General features: G+C 49.4%; 12 protein-coding genes. 7 read left to right on the top strand and 5 right to left on the bottom strand.

The features are described 5' to 3' along the window. Positions 1–114 precede the first annotated feature (114 nt). The 3 genes from ACFVRY_RS19385 to ACFVRY_RS19375 are packed head-to-tail and all read left to right on the top strand — an operon-like array spanning position 115 to position 2,634. Positions 115–1,131, top strand: a complete 1,017-nt coding sequence (locus ACFVRY_RS19385; protein ID WP_387501931.1) for an ABC transporter substrate-binding protein — start codon at positions 115–117, stop codon at positions 1,129–1,131. Then, entirely contained in the window at positions 1,112–1,888 is a 777-nt protein-coding gene (locus ACFVRY_RS19380) for an ABC transporter ATP-binding protein (RefSeq protein WP_387501930.1), read from the top strand. Before ACFVRY_RS19385 ends, ACFVRY_RS19380 begins: the two co-directional genes overlap by 20 nt. Beyond that, positions 1,882–2,634 (top strand): ABC transporter permease, encoded by a 753-nt coding sequence (locus tag ACFVRY_RS19375; protein ID WP_387501929.1) that lies wholly within the window; start codon positions 1,882–1,884, stop codon positions 2,632–2,634. Before ACFVRY_RS19380 ends, ACFVRY_RS19375 begins: the two co-directional genes overlap by 7 nt. Here ACFVRY_RS19375 and ACFVRY_RS19370 read toward each other — a convergent pair. Continuing rightward, positions 2,615–3,604 (bottom strand): serine hydrolase domain-containing protein, encoded by a 990-nt coding sequence (locus ACFVRY_RS19370; RefSeq protein WP_387501928.1) that lies wholly within the window; start codon positions 3,602–3,604, stop codon positions 2,615–2,617. The genes ACFVRY_RS19375 and ACFVRY_RS19370 overlap by 20 nt on opposite strands. 214 nt (positions 3,605–3,818) lie before the next feature. On the opposite strand from ACFVRY_RS19370, the gene ACFVRY_RS19365 reads away from it, so the two are divergent. Both ACFVRY_RS19365 and ACFVRY_RS19360 read left to right on the top strand, forming a co-directional pair. Next, the gene (locus tag ACFVRY_RS19365; protein WP_387502120.1) at positions 3,819–4,601 is read left to right on the top strand and encodes a TrmB family transcriptional regulator; all 783 of its coding nucleotides are present in this window, start codon (positions 3,819–3,821) and stop codon (positions 4,599–4,601) included. Between the two features lie 177 nt (positions 4,602–4,778). Next, positions 4,779–7,151, top strand: a complete 2,373-nt coding sequence (locus ACFVRY_RS19360) for a YcdB/YcdC domain-containing protein (protein WP_387501927.1) — start codon at positions 4,779–4,781, stop codon at positions 7,149–7,151. 85 nt (positions 7,152–7,236) lie between these two features. Here the strand turns inward: ACFVRY_RS19360 and ACFVRY_RS19355 are convergent, their stop codons facing one another. Further along, positions 7,237–8,064, bottom strand: coding sequence for a TerC family protein (locus ACFVRY_RS19355; RefSeq protein WP_387501926.1), 828 nt, complete (start codon positions 8,062–8,064; stop codon positions 7,237–7,239). 425 nt (positions 8,065–8,489) lie between these two features. Here ACFVRY_RS19355 and ACFVRY_RS19350 point away from each other — a divergent pair, with 425 nt between their 5' ends. Then, a complete protein-coding gene (locus tag ACFVRY_RS19350; RefSeq protein ID WP_387501925.1) occupies positions 8,490–9,608 on the top strand; it encodes a hypothetical protein in 1,119 nt (372 codons plus the stop codon). Between the two features lie 104 nt (positions 9,609–9,712). Here ACFVRY_RS19350 and ACFVRY_RS19345 read toward each other — a convergent pair whose 3' ends face one another. The 3 genes from ACFVRY_RS19345 to ACFVRY_RS19335 all read right to left on the bottom strand — a co-directional run bounded on the left by ACFVRY_RS19345 (position 9,713) and on the right by ACFVRY_RS19335 (position 13,095). Beyond that, positions 9,713–10,603: a carbohydrate ABC transporter permease gene (locus ACFVRY_RS19345; RefSeq protein WP_387501923.1), complete on the bottom strand. Its 891-nt coding sequence runs from the start codon at positions 10,601–10,603 to the stop codon at positions 9,713–9,715. A gap of 63 nt (positions 10,604–10,666) precedes the next feature. Then, positions 10,667–11,551: a carbohydrate ABC transporter permease gene (locus ACFVRY_RS19340; protein WP_066376735.1), complete on the bottom strand. Its 885-nt coding sequence runs from the start codon at positions 11,549–11,551 to the stop codon at positions 10,667–10,669. Between the two features lie 170 nt (positions 11,552–11,721). Continuing rightward, the gene (locus ACFVRY_RS19335; protein ID WP_387501922.1) at positions 11,722–13,095 is read right to left on the bottom strand and encodes an ABC transporter substrate-binding protein; all 1,374 of its coding nucleotides are present in this window, start codon (positions 13,093–13,095) and stop codon (positions 11,722–11,724) included. Positions 13,096–13,292: 197 nt separating this feature from the next. On the opposite strand from ACFVRY_RS19335, the gene ACFVRY_RS19330 reads away from it, so the two are divergent. Further along, complete coding sequence (locus ACFVRY_RS19330) at positions 13,293–15,113, top strand: cache domain-containing sensor histidine kinase (RefSeq protein ID WP_387501921.1); 1,821 nt, start codon at positions 13,293–13,295, stop codon at positions 15,111–15,113. Position 15,114: the final 1 nt, after the last annotated feature.

Raw genomic sequence — 15,114 nt, 5'->3', positions numbered from 1 at the left:
CTTGTTCCTTTATGCAGGGCGTACCGGGCATTTGGCAAGTGCTGGCGGAACTGAAAGGGCCGGATACGGCTGTAACGGAGTTACATAGAAAACACATGGGAGATGGAACAAACGATGAAGAATAGAGTGACTGTGAAAAAGATGACGATGCTGCTAGCACTCATGCTAACAGTTAGTATAGTGGGCGTGGCATGCGGTAATAAGGCCAGCAATGCCACTACAAATAACGCTGCAGGAAATACTGCAACTGCTAGTACATCTAAGGACACACCGGCAGAGACCCCAGAGTTATCGCTTGGACTTCTGCCTTCGATCGATGCTATTCCGTTCATCATTGCCCATGAGCAGGGCTTTGACCAGAAGCGCGGCGTGAACCTGAATATTCAGACGTTCAAGAGCGCCAAGGACCGCGATGTAGCTTTTCAAGCGGGGAAAGTAGACGGGCTTAGCGCCGATCTGGTGGCAATCTCCATCTACAATCAAGCCGGGCTGGATGTGAAAATCACGAGCACGACTTTCGGTGAATTTGACCTGCTGACCGGGAATGACGACATCAAGGACGTGAAGGACCTGAAAGGCAAAACCGTGATTTTGTCCAAAAACACTTCCACACAGTATACGGTGGCTACGATCCTGAAGCAGGCCGGTTTGACCGAAGAGGATATCAAGGTGACTGAAGTCCCGCAGATTCCAACTCGTCTGGAGCTGCTTAAGAATAATAAGGCTGATGCCGCCATTTTGCCGGAGCCGTTTGTAACGATGGGTAAAGCCGCAGGTCTGCGCGTGCTAAGCTCCACGATTCAGGCGAATGTAAATCCATTCGTGCTGGCTTTCCCGCAAAGCGCAATTGATGCCAAACCGGACGCGATTCGGGCTATGTATGCTGCTTATGACGATGCAGTAGAGTATATGAAAACACATGACCAAAGTGATTATATTGATCTTGTGATCAAAGAAGTAGGTTACCCGGACACATTGAAGAACGAGATTAAGATTCCGGCTTATATTCCAGCCAATCAGGTGGATGTGAAAGAGGTTGAAGCTGCATTTGCCTGGGCACGGGAAAAAGGTCTGCTGACTAAGGATATTAAGCCCGAAGATGTGATCTCTGATGTCCAGTTTAAGAAATAGCGGACTGTGCGTAAAGGACCTGGAAGTTGAATATAAAAGCGGGCAGCTGGCGCTGGAACGGATGAATTTCACCCTGCCGGAGACTGGCATCTATACGGTTATAGGGCCTTCCGGCAGTGGGAAATCCACGCTGTTGCGTGCGATTGCCGGCCTGCTGCCTTCCTACCAGGGCGAATTGCTGTTCAATGGAAAATCGCTGCGCGATAAAGAAACACTGGTTGGCCTTGTGCCACAGAATTACGGCCTGCTGCCCTGGAAGACGGTGCAGGCTAATATTGTAATGGCGATGAAGATCGCCCACCGGTCTACCCAGAGTAAGCTGGAGCAGGAAGAACAGATCACCCGCTGGCTGACCGCCATGGGGATCTCGGAGCTGGCGAAACGTTACCCGCTGTCACTCAGCGGAGGGCAACAGCAGCGGGTCGCGATTGCGCGGGCGTTTGCTATTTTACCCACCATTCTTTTGCTGGACGAGCCGTTCTCGGCTCTGGATGCCATTACGCGGGAAGCGTTGCAGCAGCTGTTCCTGGACAATTGGCTAGCGAACCCGGCCACAGCGCTATTCGTTACGCATGATGTGGAGGAGGCCATTCTACTGGGCCAGAAGATCATTATTATGCCATCCAGCAAGCAGGATTCTCCGGTCTTTGTGGACAACGAGACAGTGTTTGGCATGCAGCACGGGGAGAAACGGGACAGTGATGAATTTTTTGAGCAAATGAAGAGAATCAGAAAGGTAATGCAGGAGAAATGGTGAAAAAAAAGAAGCTCCATCAAGTGTTCAGGTTGTTATTGGTCTTCTTCTGTATGAATGTGGTCTGGTATATCGCTTATTTGCTGATGAATCACCCGATTCTGCCGAGTCCGCTGGCAGTCTATCAGGCCATGGGCGAACTCGGAGGACGGGATCTTGCACTGAATGTCGGCTACAGTCTGATGCGGATTTTTGCGGGGGTACTGCTGGCGTTGCTCATCGGCCTAATGATTGGCTTGTTAATGGGGCGCTCGGCTACCTGGAACAAGCTGCTTGATCCGGTGGTGTACCTGACTTATCCGGTGCCGAAAATTGCTTTGCTGCCAGTGGTGATGCTGTTCTTCGGGCTTGGTGAGACCTCCAAGATTTTGATGATCATGCTCATCCTGCTCTTCCAGATTATTATCTCCGTGCGGGACGGCGTGAAGTCTATCCCGGATAATACGTATGATGTCCTGACGAGTCTCGGTGCAGGCTCTGCGCAGAAATTCTGGAATGTCACGCTGCCCGGCGCATTGTCTGTAATTCTCAGCACGATCCGGATTTCCCTTGGAACAGCGATCTCTGTGTTGTTCTTCACAGAAATCTATGGCACAGACCATGGCATGGGCTTCTTCATTATGGATGCCTGGCTAAGGCTGGATTATCCGGAAATGTACGCAGGCATCATGCTGTTCAGCCTCGTGGGCTTTGTACTGTTCCTGCTGGTGGACCTTCTGGACTACAAGTTCATGAAGTGGCGGAATTAGAGCTGCCGCTATAAGGTTCTTCGGTCAGAAGCGGTACCACCAGCTGTCGGAAGACATCTACAGGCTTCCTCTTTCTGCCGTATTTATCGTTAGTAACAACTACGACCAGCTTGAAGCTGGGGACAACCACGATATATTGGCCGCCGTAGCCAAGTGCATAGTAGTAGCTTGTCTCGCCGAGGTCTTCCTCAGCGTTAGGGAAGCTTGAGACCCACCAATGCCAGCCGTAAAATCCCTTGCGGGGTAGTGTGGCTGCATACAGTGGCTGCGTGGCTACATGTACGGTGGATGGGGAAATGATCTGCTGTCCTTCCCACTGACCCTTTTGCAAAAACAATTGGCCGAATTTGGCCATGTCCTTAGGCTGCATATACAGCCCGAAGCCGCCGGTGTGATTACCCTGCGGGTCGATATCCCAGCGGTACTCCTGAATGCCGAGCGGCCCGAACAGATGCTGCTCGGCGAACTCCGCAACTGTTTGTCCTGCGGCCTGCCGCAGGATGGCCGACAGGAGTTGGGAGCCGCCGGAGTTATACTCCATGCGTGTCCCGGGCTCATCTTCCAGTGGCAGGGATAGCACATACTGGATCCAGTCGTCCGTCTTCGTCATGGTCGGAAAGGAATTCCGTCCGCCAAATTCAGTCCAGCCAAAACCTCCTGTCATCGTTAGCAGATGTGCCAGAGTAATCTCATGCTTGTGGTGATCCTGGTCTAGTAGGAGAGAAGGGAAAAACGTTGTAATAGGGGTATCCTGGTGAGGGAGAATTCCCCGGTCTATGGCGATGCTGACCAAAGCTGAGAGAATGCTTTTGGTGCAGGAATTTATTCTACTAAGTTGTGCAGTAACCTCTGATTCTCGGTAATGCTCCAGTACAGGGGAACCCTTGTGGAGAATCAGGGTGCTGCGGATTTCTAATTCCTCCAGCCCTTGAACCAGCGATGTGAAGTTAAAGTCGTGTATGCGGATCATCTCCTAGGTAGTTAGTGCGCTTGTATGATGAATACGGTTCTGGAAAGTCTACCAGATCATCTGATGAAGTTCAAACTCGGCAAGTTCATTCTCGCAAATATATCCGTAACGAGGTTTGTAGTTGGAAGTCCAGAAGGTCGTTTATTGTATTCATAGTGGTATTTGTTTATACTCCTATGGAGAAGGTTATCGGGACATGAAAGGGGAACAACCATTGATTGAAGAGCTACGCAAAATTGGATTATCGGATCTGGAAGCAAGATGTTATCTGACCCTGCATGAAGAGGGCAACCTGTCCGGTTATGAAGTGGCCAAAAGAGTGTCGGTGTCCCGTACAAATGTGTACGCGGCACTTCGATCGCTGACGGACAAAGGCGTGTGCAGAGCTATTGAAGCCGAGCCGGTTCTGTACGATGCTGTTCCGATTGGACAACTGATCCGTCTCCTCAAGGCAGACTTTGAGCAGACGGCAGCGAATCTGCTGGAGCAGATGCAGAATCCGGTACGGACGACCACCTCTTTTTATAACTGGCAGGGTGAGCGGGCGCTGGAGATGGCTATCCGGCGATTGGTTGCGAATGCAGACAAGAGTATCATAGTTGATTTGTGGTCAGAGGATATTCATTGGGTCGAAGAGGTGCTGCTGGAGGCTGAGAATCGGGGCGTGGAAGTGGTGCTGATCACGATTGGTGAAAGCCACACACCACTTAAGAAGGTTATCGTTCACGAGCGGCAGGAGGCATGGAACGGGGCGGAGAGCCGGCGCTTCTCGATCCTCTGCGATAACCGTTCCGCCTTAATTGGCAGTTTCGGTAAAACGCTACGGCTGACGGCTCTGGAAAGTGATCACCCTTCGGTGATCGAATTGTTGCAAAACGCTTTTTATCATGATGTCGTGATGGAAAGAATCGGGCAAGACTTCGCCGAGGTACTGGCAGCGAAATACGGCAGTCACTATGAGGCAATTATCGCTCCATATAAAGGCTTGCTTGAGTAAGTTTTGTGAACAATCGGGGACAGCATCTGCCACCATAGTGGCCTGTGGTGTCCCTTTTTGCGGTCAGCGATGAACGATTTGGAGAGTTTAAGAATTTCCTGTCGCAAATAAATAATGGGAAATTAATGAAACTAATGGTATAATTAGTAGATCATGTGTAGAGGAGGATGAACACTTTTGAAAAGCAACAACACTACTTTTATTCAGCAAAAGACTAGAACTGCACTAGTAGCCACCGTCGCACTCTCTCTGTTATTGCCCGCGGGCCTCGCCGGAGCGGCGAGCTCTGTTACTGTCAACTCATCAGCCGTCAATGTCTCGGCAAGCGCAGTTAGCGAGCCTGCTACAAACACAGAGGTCGTGGCTGCTGACCCTTCCAAGGTGAAATTCTCGAAGGAAGCTGCCATCGCCAAATTAAAGGAATTATTCCCTATACTTAAAGAAGCAAACATTAGTTCCACGGAGCTCGGGTCAACCAATAGGTATCCACCTTCCCCGAATCAAATGGTCTGGACTATCCAGTGGCATTATCAAATTGGAAATTCAGGGTTCGGATCCAGTAGTGAAATGGACGCCCTGAACGGTGATCTGCTCAACACGTCTATCTATTTTTCTAATCAATTTGATAATGAAAGCTACTACCCGCCCAAGGTAACAGAGGCTCAAGCGCTGGAAAAAGCACGAGCTTTTATTGCTAAAGCCGCAGCTAGCATCAAGAGCAGTGATTTGAAGCTGCAGGAAAGTCCTATATATGATTATGGAAACGCATTGTTTGGACCGATTCGTTACAATTTCTCGTTCAATCTCTTGAAGAATGGACTTCCTTCCGCAGGCGATTATCTGAATATTACAGTGGATGGTAATGGAGAAGTGGTCTCCTTTAATAAATCTTCTGAGAATCTCGTCTATCCTTCGGCAGTGCCAAAAGTAACCCAAGCCCAGGCGGAGAAGAGCATTCGGGACAGTTTTGATGTGGGATTATATTATAATCCGATTTATAAAAATGGGGTACCTGACAGTTGGATTCTGAGCTGGTCTCCGCTGGAGCAGTCGCTCTACGCTGTTGATGCAGCAACGGGTAAGAAATTGACGGATGATGGACTTACGGCATCTTCCAGTCCAGTGACCTACACCGCTGTACCGCAGGCTAAGGAAGTCTTCAAGTCGCAGGGTAGCTCTGAACTTACTGCAGAGCAGGCGGCCAAGCTGGTAGAGAAGGTAGGGTATATTCCTGCCGGACGCAAACTGACCAACAAATGGCTGAACGATAGTTACCCGAGTCCAGGTCGCAAGGTATGGAGACTCAACTGGGATGAAGGACAGCGAGGCTTTGGACCAGGGTTTCCGTCCCAATCCTCTGCCGAGATTGATGCGGTTAGCGGAGAAATCATAAGCTTCCAGACGGAGGAATACAACTTTAGTGAAGATGGGAAACCGAAGACTCCCGCAGCGCCAGCAGGTGCGAAGAAACTGACTGCTGCGGAAGTCGCGCAGAAGGCGAATACTCTAATCAATGCACTGTACCCGCAAGCTAGCAGTACATTGAAGCAGATTGAATATGGCACTGAATGGAGTACGCTTCCAGATGGTGCAGGCTACAGATATCAGTACATTCCCCAGCATAATGGTATCCCTGTTAGTGGAAGCACCATCAGTTTAAATCTGGATGTGTACGGAAGATTGCTGACTTACTACGGTAATCGTTTGAACACCGACAAGATTACCCAAGAGCCGGTAGCCAAGATTACCAAGCAGGATGCGCTGGAAAAATACGCAAAGCAATACAAGGTGGAGCTTCAGTATAAACGGACCGGCGGCTATGTTTTCAATAATACCTATGCAGAACCGAAGGTGACCTTGGTGTACGCGTTGGTGCCGACCGAAGAGAAGAACTCGTCTCAAGCTTTGAACGCTGTCACCGGTCAATGGACGACCATCTTCACGAATCCTGTGAAGAAGGGTGCTGAAGCCAGTGATATCAAGGGGCACGCGGCCGAGCAGCAGCTTGCTGAACTTCTGAAATACGGAGTACTCGAGGTGGATGAGAACGGCAAATTAAACCCCGATCAGGAGATTACTGCTGGGGATTTAATTAGTTATCTGGCCAAAGCTACTCAACCTTACTATACCAACTATAATAATGGTAGTGAACGTAAAGCAGTAGCCGGTACTAGTGTGGATAGTCCGTATTATGATGCTGTGAGTTTTGCCGTGCAAAGCGGCTGGATCAGCAAGGATACAGCGTTCCAGGCTGAGAAGAAACTGACTCGTGAGCAGTTGGCTGTTCTGCTAACCTCTTTTGTAAAATATAGCAAAATCTCCGCCTACCTCGATAAGGATGCTGCGGTAGAACAGTTCAGTGATGCATCCGCTATCGTTAATAAGGGTGCGGTAGCTCTCACTGTGAAGCTGGGGCTTTTGAAGGATGATGGTGGCAAGTTCAATCCCGGCCAGAATGTAACAAAGGCGCAAATTGCTACTATTATTGTGAAGCTGGTAGAACTGCAGGGTAAAACGGATCAAGCGATCGGCAGCGGCAATAGATACTAATCCCAAGTATAAGCTTGTACCAAAAGAACAGCCTGCTCTCCGCCATAATGGCGGGGCAGGCTGTTTGCTTTTGTAGTATTCGCTATTACTTGCCTAGCTGTTTATTTACTTCCTTGACCAGGTTGTCATGAGCCTGCTCTTCCTCTTTCTTACTGCTCATGAACCATCCGATTACAGCAATAAGTACTAATACTACGTAGAAGGTTAATTTCCACCAGGTGCTGTGGGCGAAGTCCTCAGACAGCACGCCGAGCGAAGGATGCGCCAGAGTGATGATCGCCAGCTTGACGCCGACCCAGCCGACGATGAAGAAGGCTGCAATCTCAAGTCCAGGGCGGGAATGGAGCAGCTTGACGAAGAAGGTAGCTGCAAAACGCATAATGACCAGTCCGATGAATCCGCCAGCGAAGATGACCAGGAATTGTCCACCGTCGAGGCCTCCAATTTTAGGCAAGCCACTTGCAGGGAGCGCTACGGCCAAAGCTACTGCTGCCAAGATGGAGTCGACGGCAAAAGCGATATCAGCGATCTCGACTTTAAGTACGGTAAACCAGAAACTCGATTTCTTTTTAGCCCCAGCGGTCTCACTGCCGTCGCCAGCAGTTGCTTCGGTAGAGGGCTTCTTGACCAATAGTTTTCGGAAAATATGGTTACCCGCAATAAATAACAGATAAATTGCACCAATGGCTTGTACCTGCCATATATCTACCAGATAAGAGATGACAAATAGTGAACCGAAACGGAACACAAATGCCCCGGCCAATCCGTAGAACAGTGCTTTCTTCCTCTCTGCATCTGGCAGGTGCTTGACCATAATAGCCAGAACCAACGCATTGTCTGCTGCCAGTAGCCCCTCCAGTGCTACGAGGACAAGCAGTACCCATCCATACTCTAATAATAATCCCCAATCCATTGTTGTTTCCTCCTCTTTGACTGTAAGTATCCCGTAAAGAGACACTTTTAATACCATAAAATGGTAATATTAATATATAAAAAAGACCTTTACCAAACAGATTAGCCTTTGGAATAAAGGTCTAACCTGATTGGTAAAGGTCTCGCTAACAATGTATATTGCCAATAAAGCCGGAGAACATCCTCACGTTCTCGTACTGACGACTTTATTTAACAGCTACTCCCCTTTACGGGATATATGAAATTTTGAAGTTTCAGCAATGATTCTAGGTAGATCATATATTAGTTGAATCCCCATGTCAATGGTTGTGTGTGTGATCGTAGGGGCATGATGATTTTACTTTTGCATGTTGTGAGGTTAGGATGTGCATATGAAGTCTATATAATTGATAGAGTATCGAATTTACGTGAAAGAGAGCGTGATCCATGATGAAAAAGCCAAGGTTTACGTTCCTAGCTGCTACGTTACTACTCTTCTTGGCGGCATGCAGCAGCATAGCACCGGCACCCGAAGGGGTCAAAGATAACAACAATGAGGAACACCCCCCTGTTCAGGCAGAAATCCCATTTCTCGTCTACCGGGTGGCGGATGGGAACGGCGGAGCGGCGAAGCTGGGAACCTGGGATCTCTCCCGATCGGAGCTAGCCTACGGGGATGATCTTTATTCGTATAAGGGTGACCATGCTTCACCGCTATATTGGAGCGGAACCACATTGATTCTGGATCGGCAAAATGCCGTGCCCGTGAGCGGATCGGATCATGGTTATACGCTTCAGCTAACTGATGTGAAGCAGAAGCCTGAGGAGCAGAAGTATGTCTTCAAAGGGTTCGAGGTGACAGGCTCTGGAGATGAAGAGAACCCTGTGTACACGATTCAGGACCAAGAAGGCAGTTATAAGCTTACACTGAACGATTTTCAGGGGTTTACAGACAGACGTTTTTATCTGGCTAACGCAGCCGCTACAAAGGATAATAGTGGCTTCAGACTTGTCTTTACGACGGCGCCCAAAGTTTTTAAGCCGGGCGAGGGCTGGATCGTCGTTGTTGACTACAACAAGACTTCGTCCGGATTCTCGGTAGCGGAATTTCCTGCGACAGGACTTCCTTTTGGCGATATGATTGTGAGTCCTGACAATTCGATCTTGGATGGCGATCACCTGTACGTGTGGAGAAGCAGAGATTTCGGATATTTTGATCTGAAGAAGGAGACCTTTGTTACGCAAAGCGCAATTTATAAGGACATTCAGGATTTCCTGCCAGACCGGAAGCCGAACCCGAATGTGGACCCACAGATCATTCCTGTTGGCCTTGTAGGCAATGTGCTCCTGCTCTACGATCCGACGCTATACTTTGACGAGAGCACCAGTGGAGCGGTTGTATACGCCTATAATGGCGAGACACCTGCTGGTAAGCTGCTAATCAAGGGCAGTCAGTTAACCATTTACGATAGCAATAACAAGCAGGTTGGTGAGCCACAGACTTTTGATTACACCCTCACGGGTGGGGAGCGGTTTTCTTTTCCGAAAGTGATCGGTGATGGATAAGGCTATGTGCAAGAGTCGATACGAACAAGGAATGGATACGGATAAAACAAAAGCATGGAGACTCTTATTCCGCGAGAGTCTCCATGCTTTTTATGCCTTGAAGGTTAGCCTTTGACCGCTCCGGCTGTAATCCCTTTGGTCATTTGCTCGGTGAAGAGCAGGTAGATCAGGATCGTCGGGATAGCGATAATTGTCATGACCGCGAACTGCGCGCCGTAGTTGGACGAGTATTCACCAGCGAATTTCATGATGGAGAAGGGTATGGTTTTCAGATCCTCTGAAGTGAGGAAGGTATTCGCCATAATGAATTCATTCCAGGTGCTGATGAAATTGAGTACGCAGACCGTAGCCAGTGCGGGCTTGGTAATCGGAAAAATGATTTTAAAAATGACGCCGTAAATGCTGGCTCCGTCGATCACTGCGGATTCTTCAATTGCGCGTGGAATGGTCTCCAGGAACCCGGTCATAATCAGCACACTCATTGGGATCACGATAGCTGAGTATGGCAGGATTAGGGTGTACATATTGTTGAGCATGCCCAGCTTGTTGAACAGAATGAAGTTCGGCAGCAGGGTGGCATGAATCGGAATAATCATCCCCATCATGATTAGGGAGAGAACAATTCCGCTCAGCTTCCATTTCATGCGGGTGAACGCATACCCCATCATCAGGGAGACCAGGGCAGACAGCATCACCGTAATGACTGTAATGATAAGGCTGTTGGCAAAGTAGCGCGGGACCCGCCCGTAGGTAAAGGCATTAACGTAATTCTGCCATTGTGGCGGGGACGGCCACTTCAGAAATGAGCTTCCGAAGAATTCACCGCTCTTCAGCAGGGAGTAGTCTACCAGCCAGATTAGCGGAAAGAGCTGAAACAAGGCAATCAGGATTAGGAAAGCCATCATTAGGATTTTACCGCCGGATACCTTGCGGCGTTCCTCTTTATGCGGCTTCGTGCTTGGCAGCGGGGCTGCCGGCGATAAGGAATTGGTCATTATGGGTTCCTCCGGTTACAGTCTTTTCTTAGAGTTATGGAAATGCCGACGGTACTTTCGGCCCTAGAATTCACCGATATCTTTTTTGAGTACTTTGTTCAGCACAACTGTCAGCACCAGGCAGAAGATGATGAACAAGATCGAAATCGCATTCCCGTAACCGTACAGCGACGAGGAGAAGGCGGTTTTGTACAAGTAGTTGCCAAGGAACTGCGTGCTGTTCGCCGGACCGCCATTCGTCATCAGGAATACGGTCTCCATCTGCTTAAGACAAGTCGTTACGGCGATGATGATGGCTACCCGCATCATCGGTGAGAGCAGTGGAATGATGATACGCGTGTAGAGCGTGAAGTTATTCGCTCCGTCGATCTTGGCAGCTTCGCTCAAATCACTTGGAATGCCTTGCAAGCCTGAGTAATAGAGCAGTAATGCATACCCGAAACCTTGCCACATGACGACGATGATAATACACCAGATGGCTGTATTGGGATCACCGAGCCAGTCATGCTTCAGGGCCTCCAGGCCAATGCCGTCCAGCAGCTTATTGAGCAGACCGTAATTGGGATGAAAAATACTGCTCCAAAGCTTGGCAGTTACGACGATGGAGATGACTGCGGGAATGAAGAAGATGGTCCGGAATACCTTCTCGTATTTACCGGCATGTGTTAGAAAGATCGCCAGCAGAATGGCGAAGGGATGCTGCAGGAATACGGTCGCCGCCGTCAGCAGCAGTGCGTTGCCCAGCGAGGTCCAGAATACCTTGTCATGAAACAGAATCTCACGGTAATTGTCCAAGCCAATAAAGTTGTATTTGCCGATTCCGCCCCAATCTGTCGAGCCGTAGTAGGCGCTCATAAAGATAGGAATGCAGATCATAAAGGCAAACAGGAACAGACCGGGCGCGATCAGCAGGGCAATTGCTTTTTTGTCGCTTAATACTCTGTGCATGGAATCTCCGTCCTTTTAAAAGGGTAATCTATCTACTTCCATCGTACCGGGAAGCCACCCGGCGGAACATGCCGTAAATTTCAGATCGTTGTATGTATTTTTTAAAAAGAAAACCCCCGGCTTCTGAAATAAGCCGGGGGTTTTGAGAATAGGGGGAAGCAGTCTATAACTTACTTGCCTGCAAATTTATCCGAAGCGGCATCCAGCGCCTTGGCGAAATCTTCGGCAGACATTTTGTCGGACAGCAAGCTTTGGTGAGCCTCCATAACCTTTTGCTTGAACTCGTCGTCACCGATATCCTGCAGCGGCGTGCCACTGGAAGATGTCATGGTGCTGAAGATATCGATGAGTTCTTTTTGGAGATTAGTTTCAGAGCCAGTCAGGAATTGGTCAAACTGCTGCGCAGGTGTACCCGCGCCGGCTTGCCAGAGCAATTTGGACCAGTTCTCTGGAGTGAAGAAGTATTTCAGGAACTCTACAGCAGCCTCGGGATGCTTGGAGTTCTTGCTGACCGCATAACCGCCACCGTACCATGCAGCGACATCCGTAGTCTTGCCTTTGTCAGACGCAGGGAAGGCGAATGCGCCGACATTGTTGCGGAAGTCATCCGAGAAGTTCTCGTCAGTAGCTAGGCCGGATTCCCAGGCACCCATGAAGAACATCGCAGCCTGACCTTGACCGAACAGGTTGCGCGCCGCGCCGTAATCAGCTGTCAGCCAGCCGTCAGCGAAGGCTTTGGCATCCGCGAATGCCTTCATATCCTTAGCAGCAGTAACGAGATCAGGATCGGAGAAGGAGATTTTGCGGGCTACTGCTTCATCCATCTTGGTGAAATCGCCGTTCACACGCTGTGCGGCAAATTCATACCAGATTGGCAGTGTCCAGGCATCCATACCGTTCATGGCAATCGGGTTGATCTTCTTGTCGCGAAGCTTTTTAACAACATCCATTAGCTCGGCAGTCGTCTTAGGGACTTCAATGCCATTGTCGGCGAAGATTTTTTTGTTATAGTACATGACCATATAGTCAGCTCCGCGTGGCAGACCGTACAGCTTGCCGTCCTTGCTGAAGCCGTCCATGGAACCGGCTACAAATTGATCGCCTTCAAAATCAGCTTTATTCAATTCAAGCAGCAGATCGTTGTCCAGCAGCGGGCTCAGGAATGATGGCTGGCCCCAGGCCTGAATGATGTCTGGCAGCTGGTTACTGGAAGCATAGACTTTGATTTTGGATTTGTAGGGCTCATCTTGAAGCGCTTCCACTTCTATTTTGACGTTGGGATGCTCTTTCATGTACGCATCAATAATATCCTGTTCCACTTTGCCGGAGCCGTTGGCACGATCCGCGAGCGCGGTGAAGAACTTTAGTGTAACTTTCTCTTCAGGTGTATTTCCGCCCGAGTTGGTAGCAGGAGCCGTGGACTCCGGTGAATCTGTAGGTGTATTCGCAGCTGGCGCATTATTATTGCCGCCGCCGCAGCCTGCCAGTCCAACCGACACCATCAGACTCGCTAGCACAAGCTTTATTCCTTTTCCGTTCATCATAAACCCACCTTTTTTTGGAGATGTCATATTTTCGTTGCATTCTCATCTTAAAAGGTTCCGGCCTGCTTAAACATGGTCCAAAATTAAGAAATATGTACTCATTTTTCAGTTCTTGTAAAAAGCGCGACCGGCCAATTCAATTTTAAGCTATAATTGTTTTACCAATAAACTCCTATTTATAAAAGAAGGTGGTTCCCATGGTCCATAAATTCCGCCTTGTGAGCCGTTACCGCCATCTTCCGCTCCAGTTCAAGCTGCTACTGTGGTTTGTACCCTTGCTCCTCGTAACGATATTCGCGATGGGCTGGAATTCCTACAGAATATCCTCCCAGCAGGTCGTGGAGAAGATGAGGCAATCCCAGGACCATTTGACCAAGAAGACGACAGAACAGATCGACGAGATGGTGAAAGGCATGGTTTCCTTTTCCAACACAATGTTCCTGGATGAAGGCGTGCAGAGGCTTCTGAATGCGTCAACAGAGGCGCAGCATGACCGCAATTCTGTTTTCAAGACGGTTACAAACCTGATGATTGCCAGCAATTCCATTCAGTCGCTGATCTTGTATACGCTTCAGGACCAGAACCAGGCGGCGGAGCCCTTTGCCACAAATCAGGCTGGCTTGACGACTGCTATGAAATTCTCTGATTTTGTACATACCTCATACTATGCTGAGGCGGTTGCCGCTGCAGGCAGTCCGACCTTTGGTCTGACTAGACCTTCCGACGGGATCTTCGTCGGGGATCATTATCATAAGATTGTCCTCTCCCGAATCATCAAGAATGTATATACTTTGCAACCGGCGGGCTTAGCCGTAATCGGTGTGGATGCAGGGAAGATTGGAAGTCAATATCTCGATAATTCCAAGGATGATGTGGATATGTTCGTCATCGACCGACAGGGTATGGTCATTACGGCCTCGAACCGGAGCTGGATCGGTAAGAAGGATATCGAACTTCCGTATTTTGTAGACAGCAATCCTGTTTTGACGGTGAAAGAGAGGCTGGATCAGGCCGTCGGTCATGACCAATGGATTGTGTCGCATCTCCAGTCCGAGTTGACGGGCTGGTACGTTGTCGTTGTTCACTCCAAGCGGCAGCTTGTGAAGGAACTGGGTCAGATCTCCCAGGTAACGTTCACCATTGCCTGTCTTTGCCTGATTATGAGTCTGCTGGTGACCTGGTTCGCGGCAGCGGCTATTACGAAGCCCCTTAAGAAGCTGTCTCGCTCGATGCGGCGATTGCAGACTGGGGATTTCTCGCAGCGCGTATTTTTCGAAGGTAACGACGAGATTGGACTGCTAGGCCATGGCTATAATCTCATGGTACAGCGTATCAAATCATTGATCAACGATGTCTATGCCTCCACACTCAAGCAGCGCGAAGCAGAATTGAAAACGCTTCAGGCACAGATTCGCCCGCATTTTCTCTACAACACCTTGAATACAATCTGTTGGGAGGCAGAGAAGAAAGGCGACAAGGAAATTGCCGACATGGTCTACTCTCTCTCCCAAGTCTTCCGGCTTAGCCTAAATGACGGCCGAGATACGTTTACGCTGGAGCAGGAGATGGAGCTTGTCACTAATTATTTGTTTCTGCAGAAGAATCGTTTTCGTGACCGCTTCCAATTCGAGATCTTCCTGGACGACAGCCTGAAGGATTTCATCGTGCCTAAGCTGCTACTGCAACCGCTGGCCGAGAACGCTGTCATCCATGGCATCGAGCCATTGTCCGGCAGTGGGCTGATTGCTATTCGCGCGTACCGCAATGACCGGATGATCGTACTGGAGGTGCAGGATAACGGAGTGGGCATTACGCCGGAAGGACTGAAGGAATTGCGCCAGCGTCTGGAACTGCGTAAGCCGTTGGCGGAACCAGAGAGCGGCATCCGTACGGGATTTGCCCTCGCCAATGTACAGGAACGGCTGGAGCTGTTCTTTACAGGGACCCAGATGGAAATAGAGAGCATTGAAGGAATGGGAACTCGCATTATTATTCAAATCGCTGTGGAGGGGCCATGAT

The organism is Paenibacillus sp. NPDC057934 (assembly GCF_042887565.1).
In the GTDB taxonomy this organism is placed as follows: domain Bacteria; phylum Bacillota; class Bacilli; order Paenibacillales; family Paenibacillaceae; genus Paenibacillus_AQ.
The sequence above is the reverse complement of the archived record's forward strand: the minus strand, read 5'-3'. Positions and strand labels throughout refer to the sequence as shown.

Coding starts and splice junctions, on each gene's coding strand:
- ACFVRY_RS19385 (WP_387501931.1), top strand. CDS start 115: ATGAAGAATAGAGTGACTGTGAAAAAGATGACGATGCTGCTAGCACTC.
- ACFVRY_RS19380 (WP_387501930.1), top strand. CDS start 1,112: ATGTCCAGTTTAAGAAATAGCGGACTGTGCGTAAAGGACCTGGAAGTT.
- ACFVRY_RS19375 (WP_387501929.1), top strand. CDS start 1,882: ATGGTGAAAAAAAAGAAGCTCCATCAAGTGTTCAGGTTGTTATTGGTC.
- ACFVRY_RS19370 (WP_387501928.1), bottom strand. CDS start 3,604: ATGATCCGCATACACGACTTTAACTTCACATCGCTGGTTCAAGGGCTG.
- ACFVRY_RS19355 (WP_387501926.1), bottom strand. CDS start 8,064: ATGGATTGGGGATTATTATTAGAGTATGGATGGGTACTGCTTGTCCTC.
- ACFVRY_RS19350 (WP_387501925.1), top strand. CDS start 8,490: ATGATGAAAAAGCCAAGGTTTACGTTCCTAGCTGCTACGTTACTACTC.
- ACFVRY_RS19345 (WP_387501923.1), bottom strand. CDS start 10,603: ATGACCAATTCCTTATCGCCGGCAGCCCCGCTGCCAAGCACGAAGCCG.
- ACFVRY_RS19340 (WP_066376735.1), bottom strand. CDS start 11,551: ATGCACAGAGTATTAAGCGACAAAAAAGCAATTGCCCTGCTGATCGCG.
- ACFVRY_RS19335 (WP_387501922.1), bottom strand. CDS start 13,095: ATGATGAACGGAAAAGGAATAAAGCTTGTGCTAGCGAGTCTGATGGTG.
- ACFVRY_RS19330 (WP_387501921.1), top strand. CDS start 13,293: ATGGTCCATAAATTCCGCCTTGTGAGCCGTTACCGCCATCTTCCGCTC.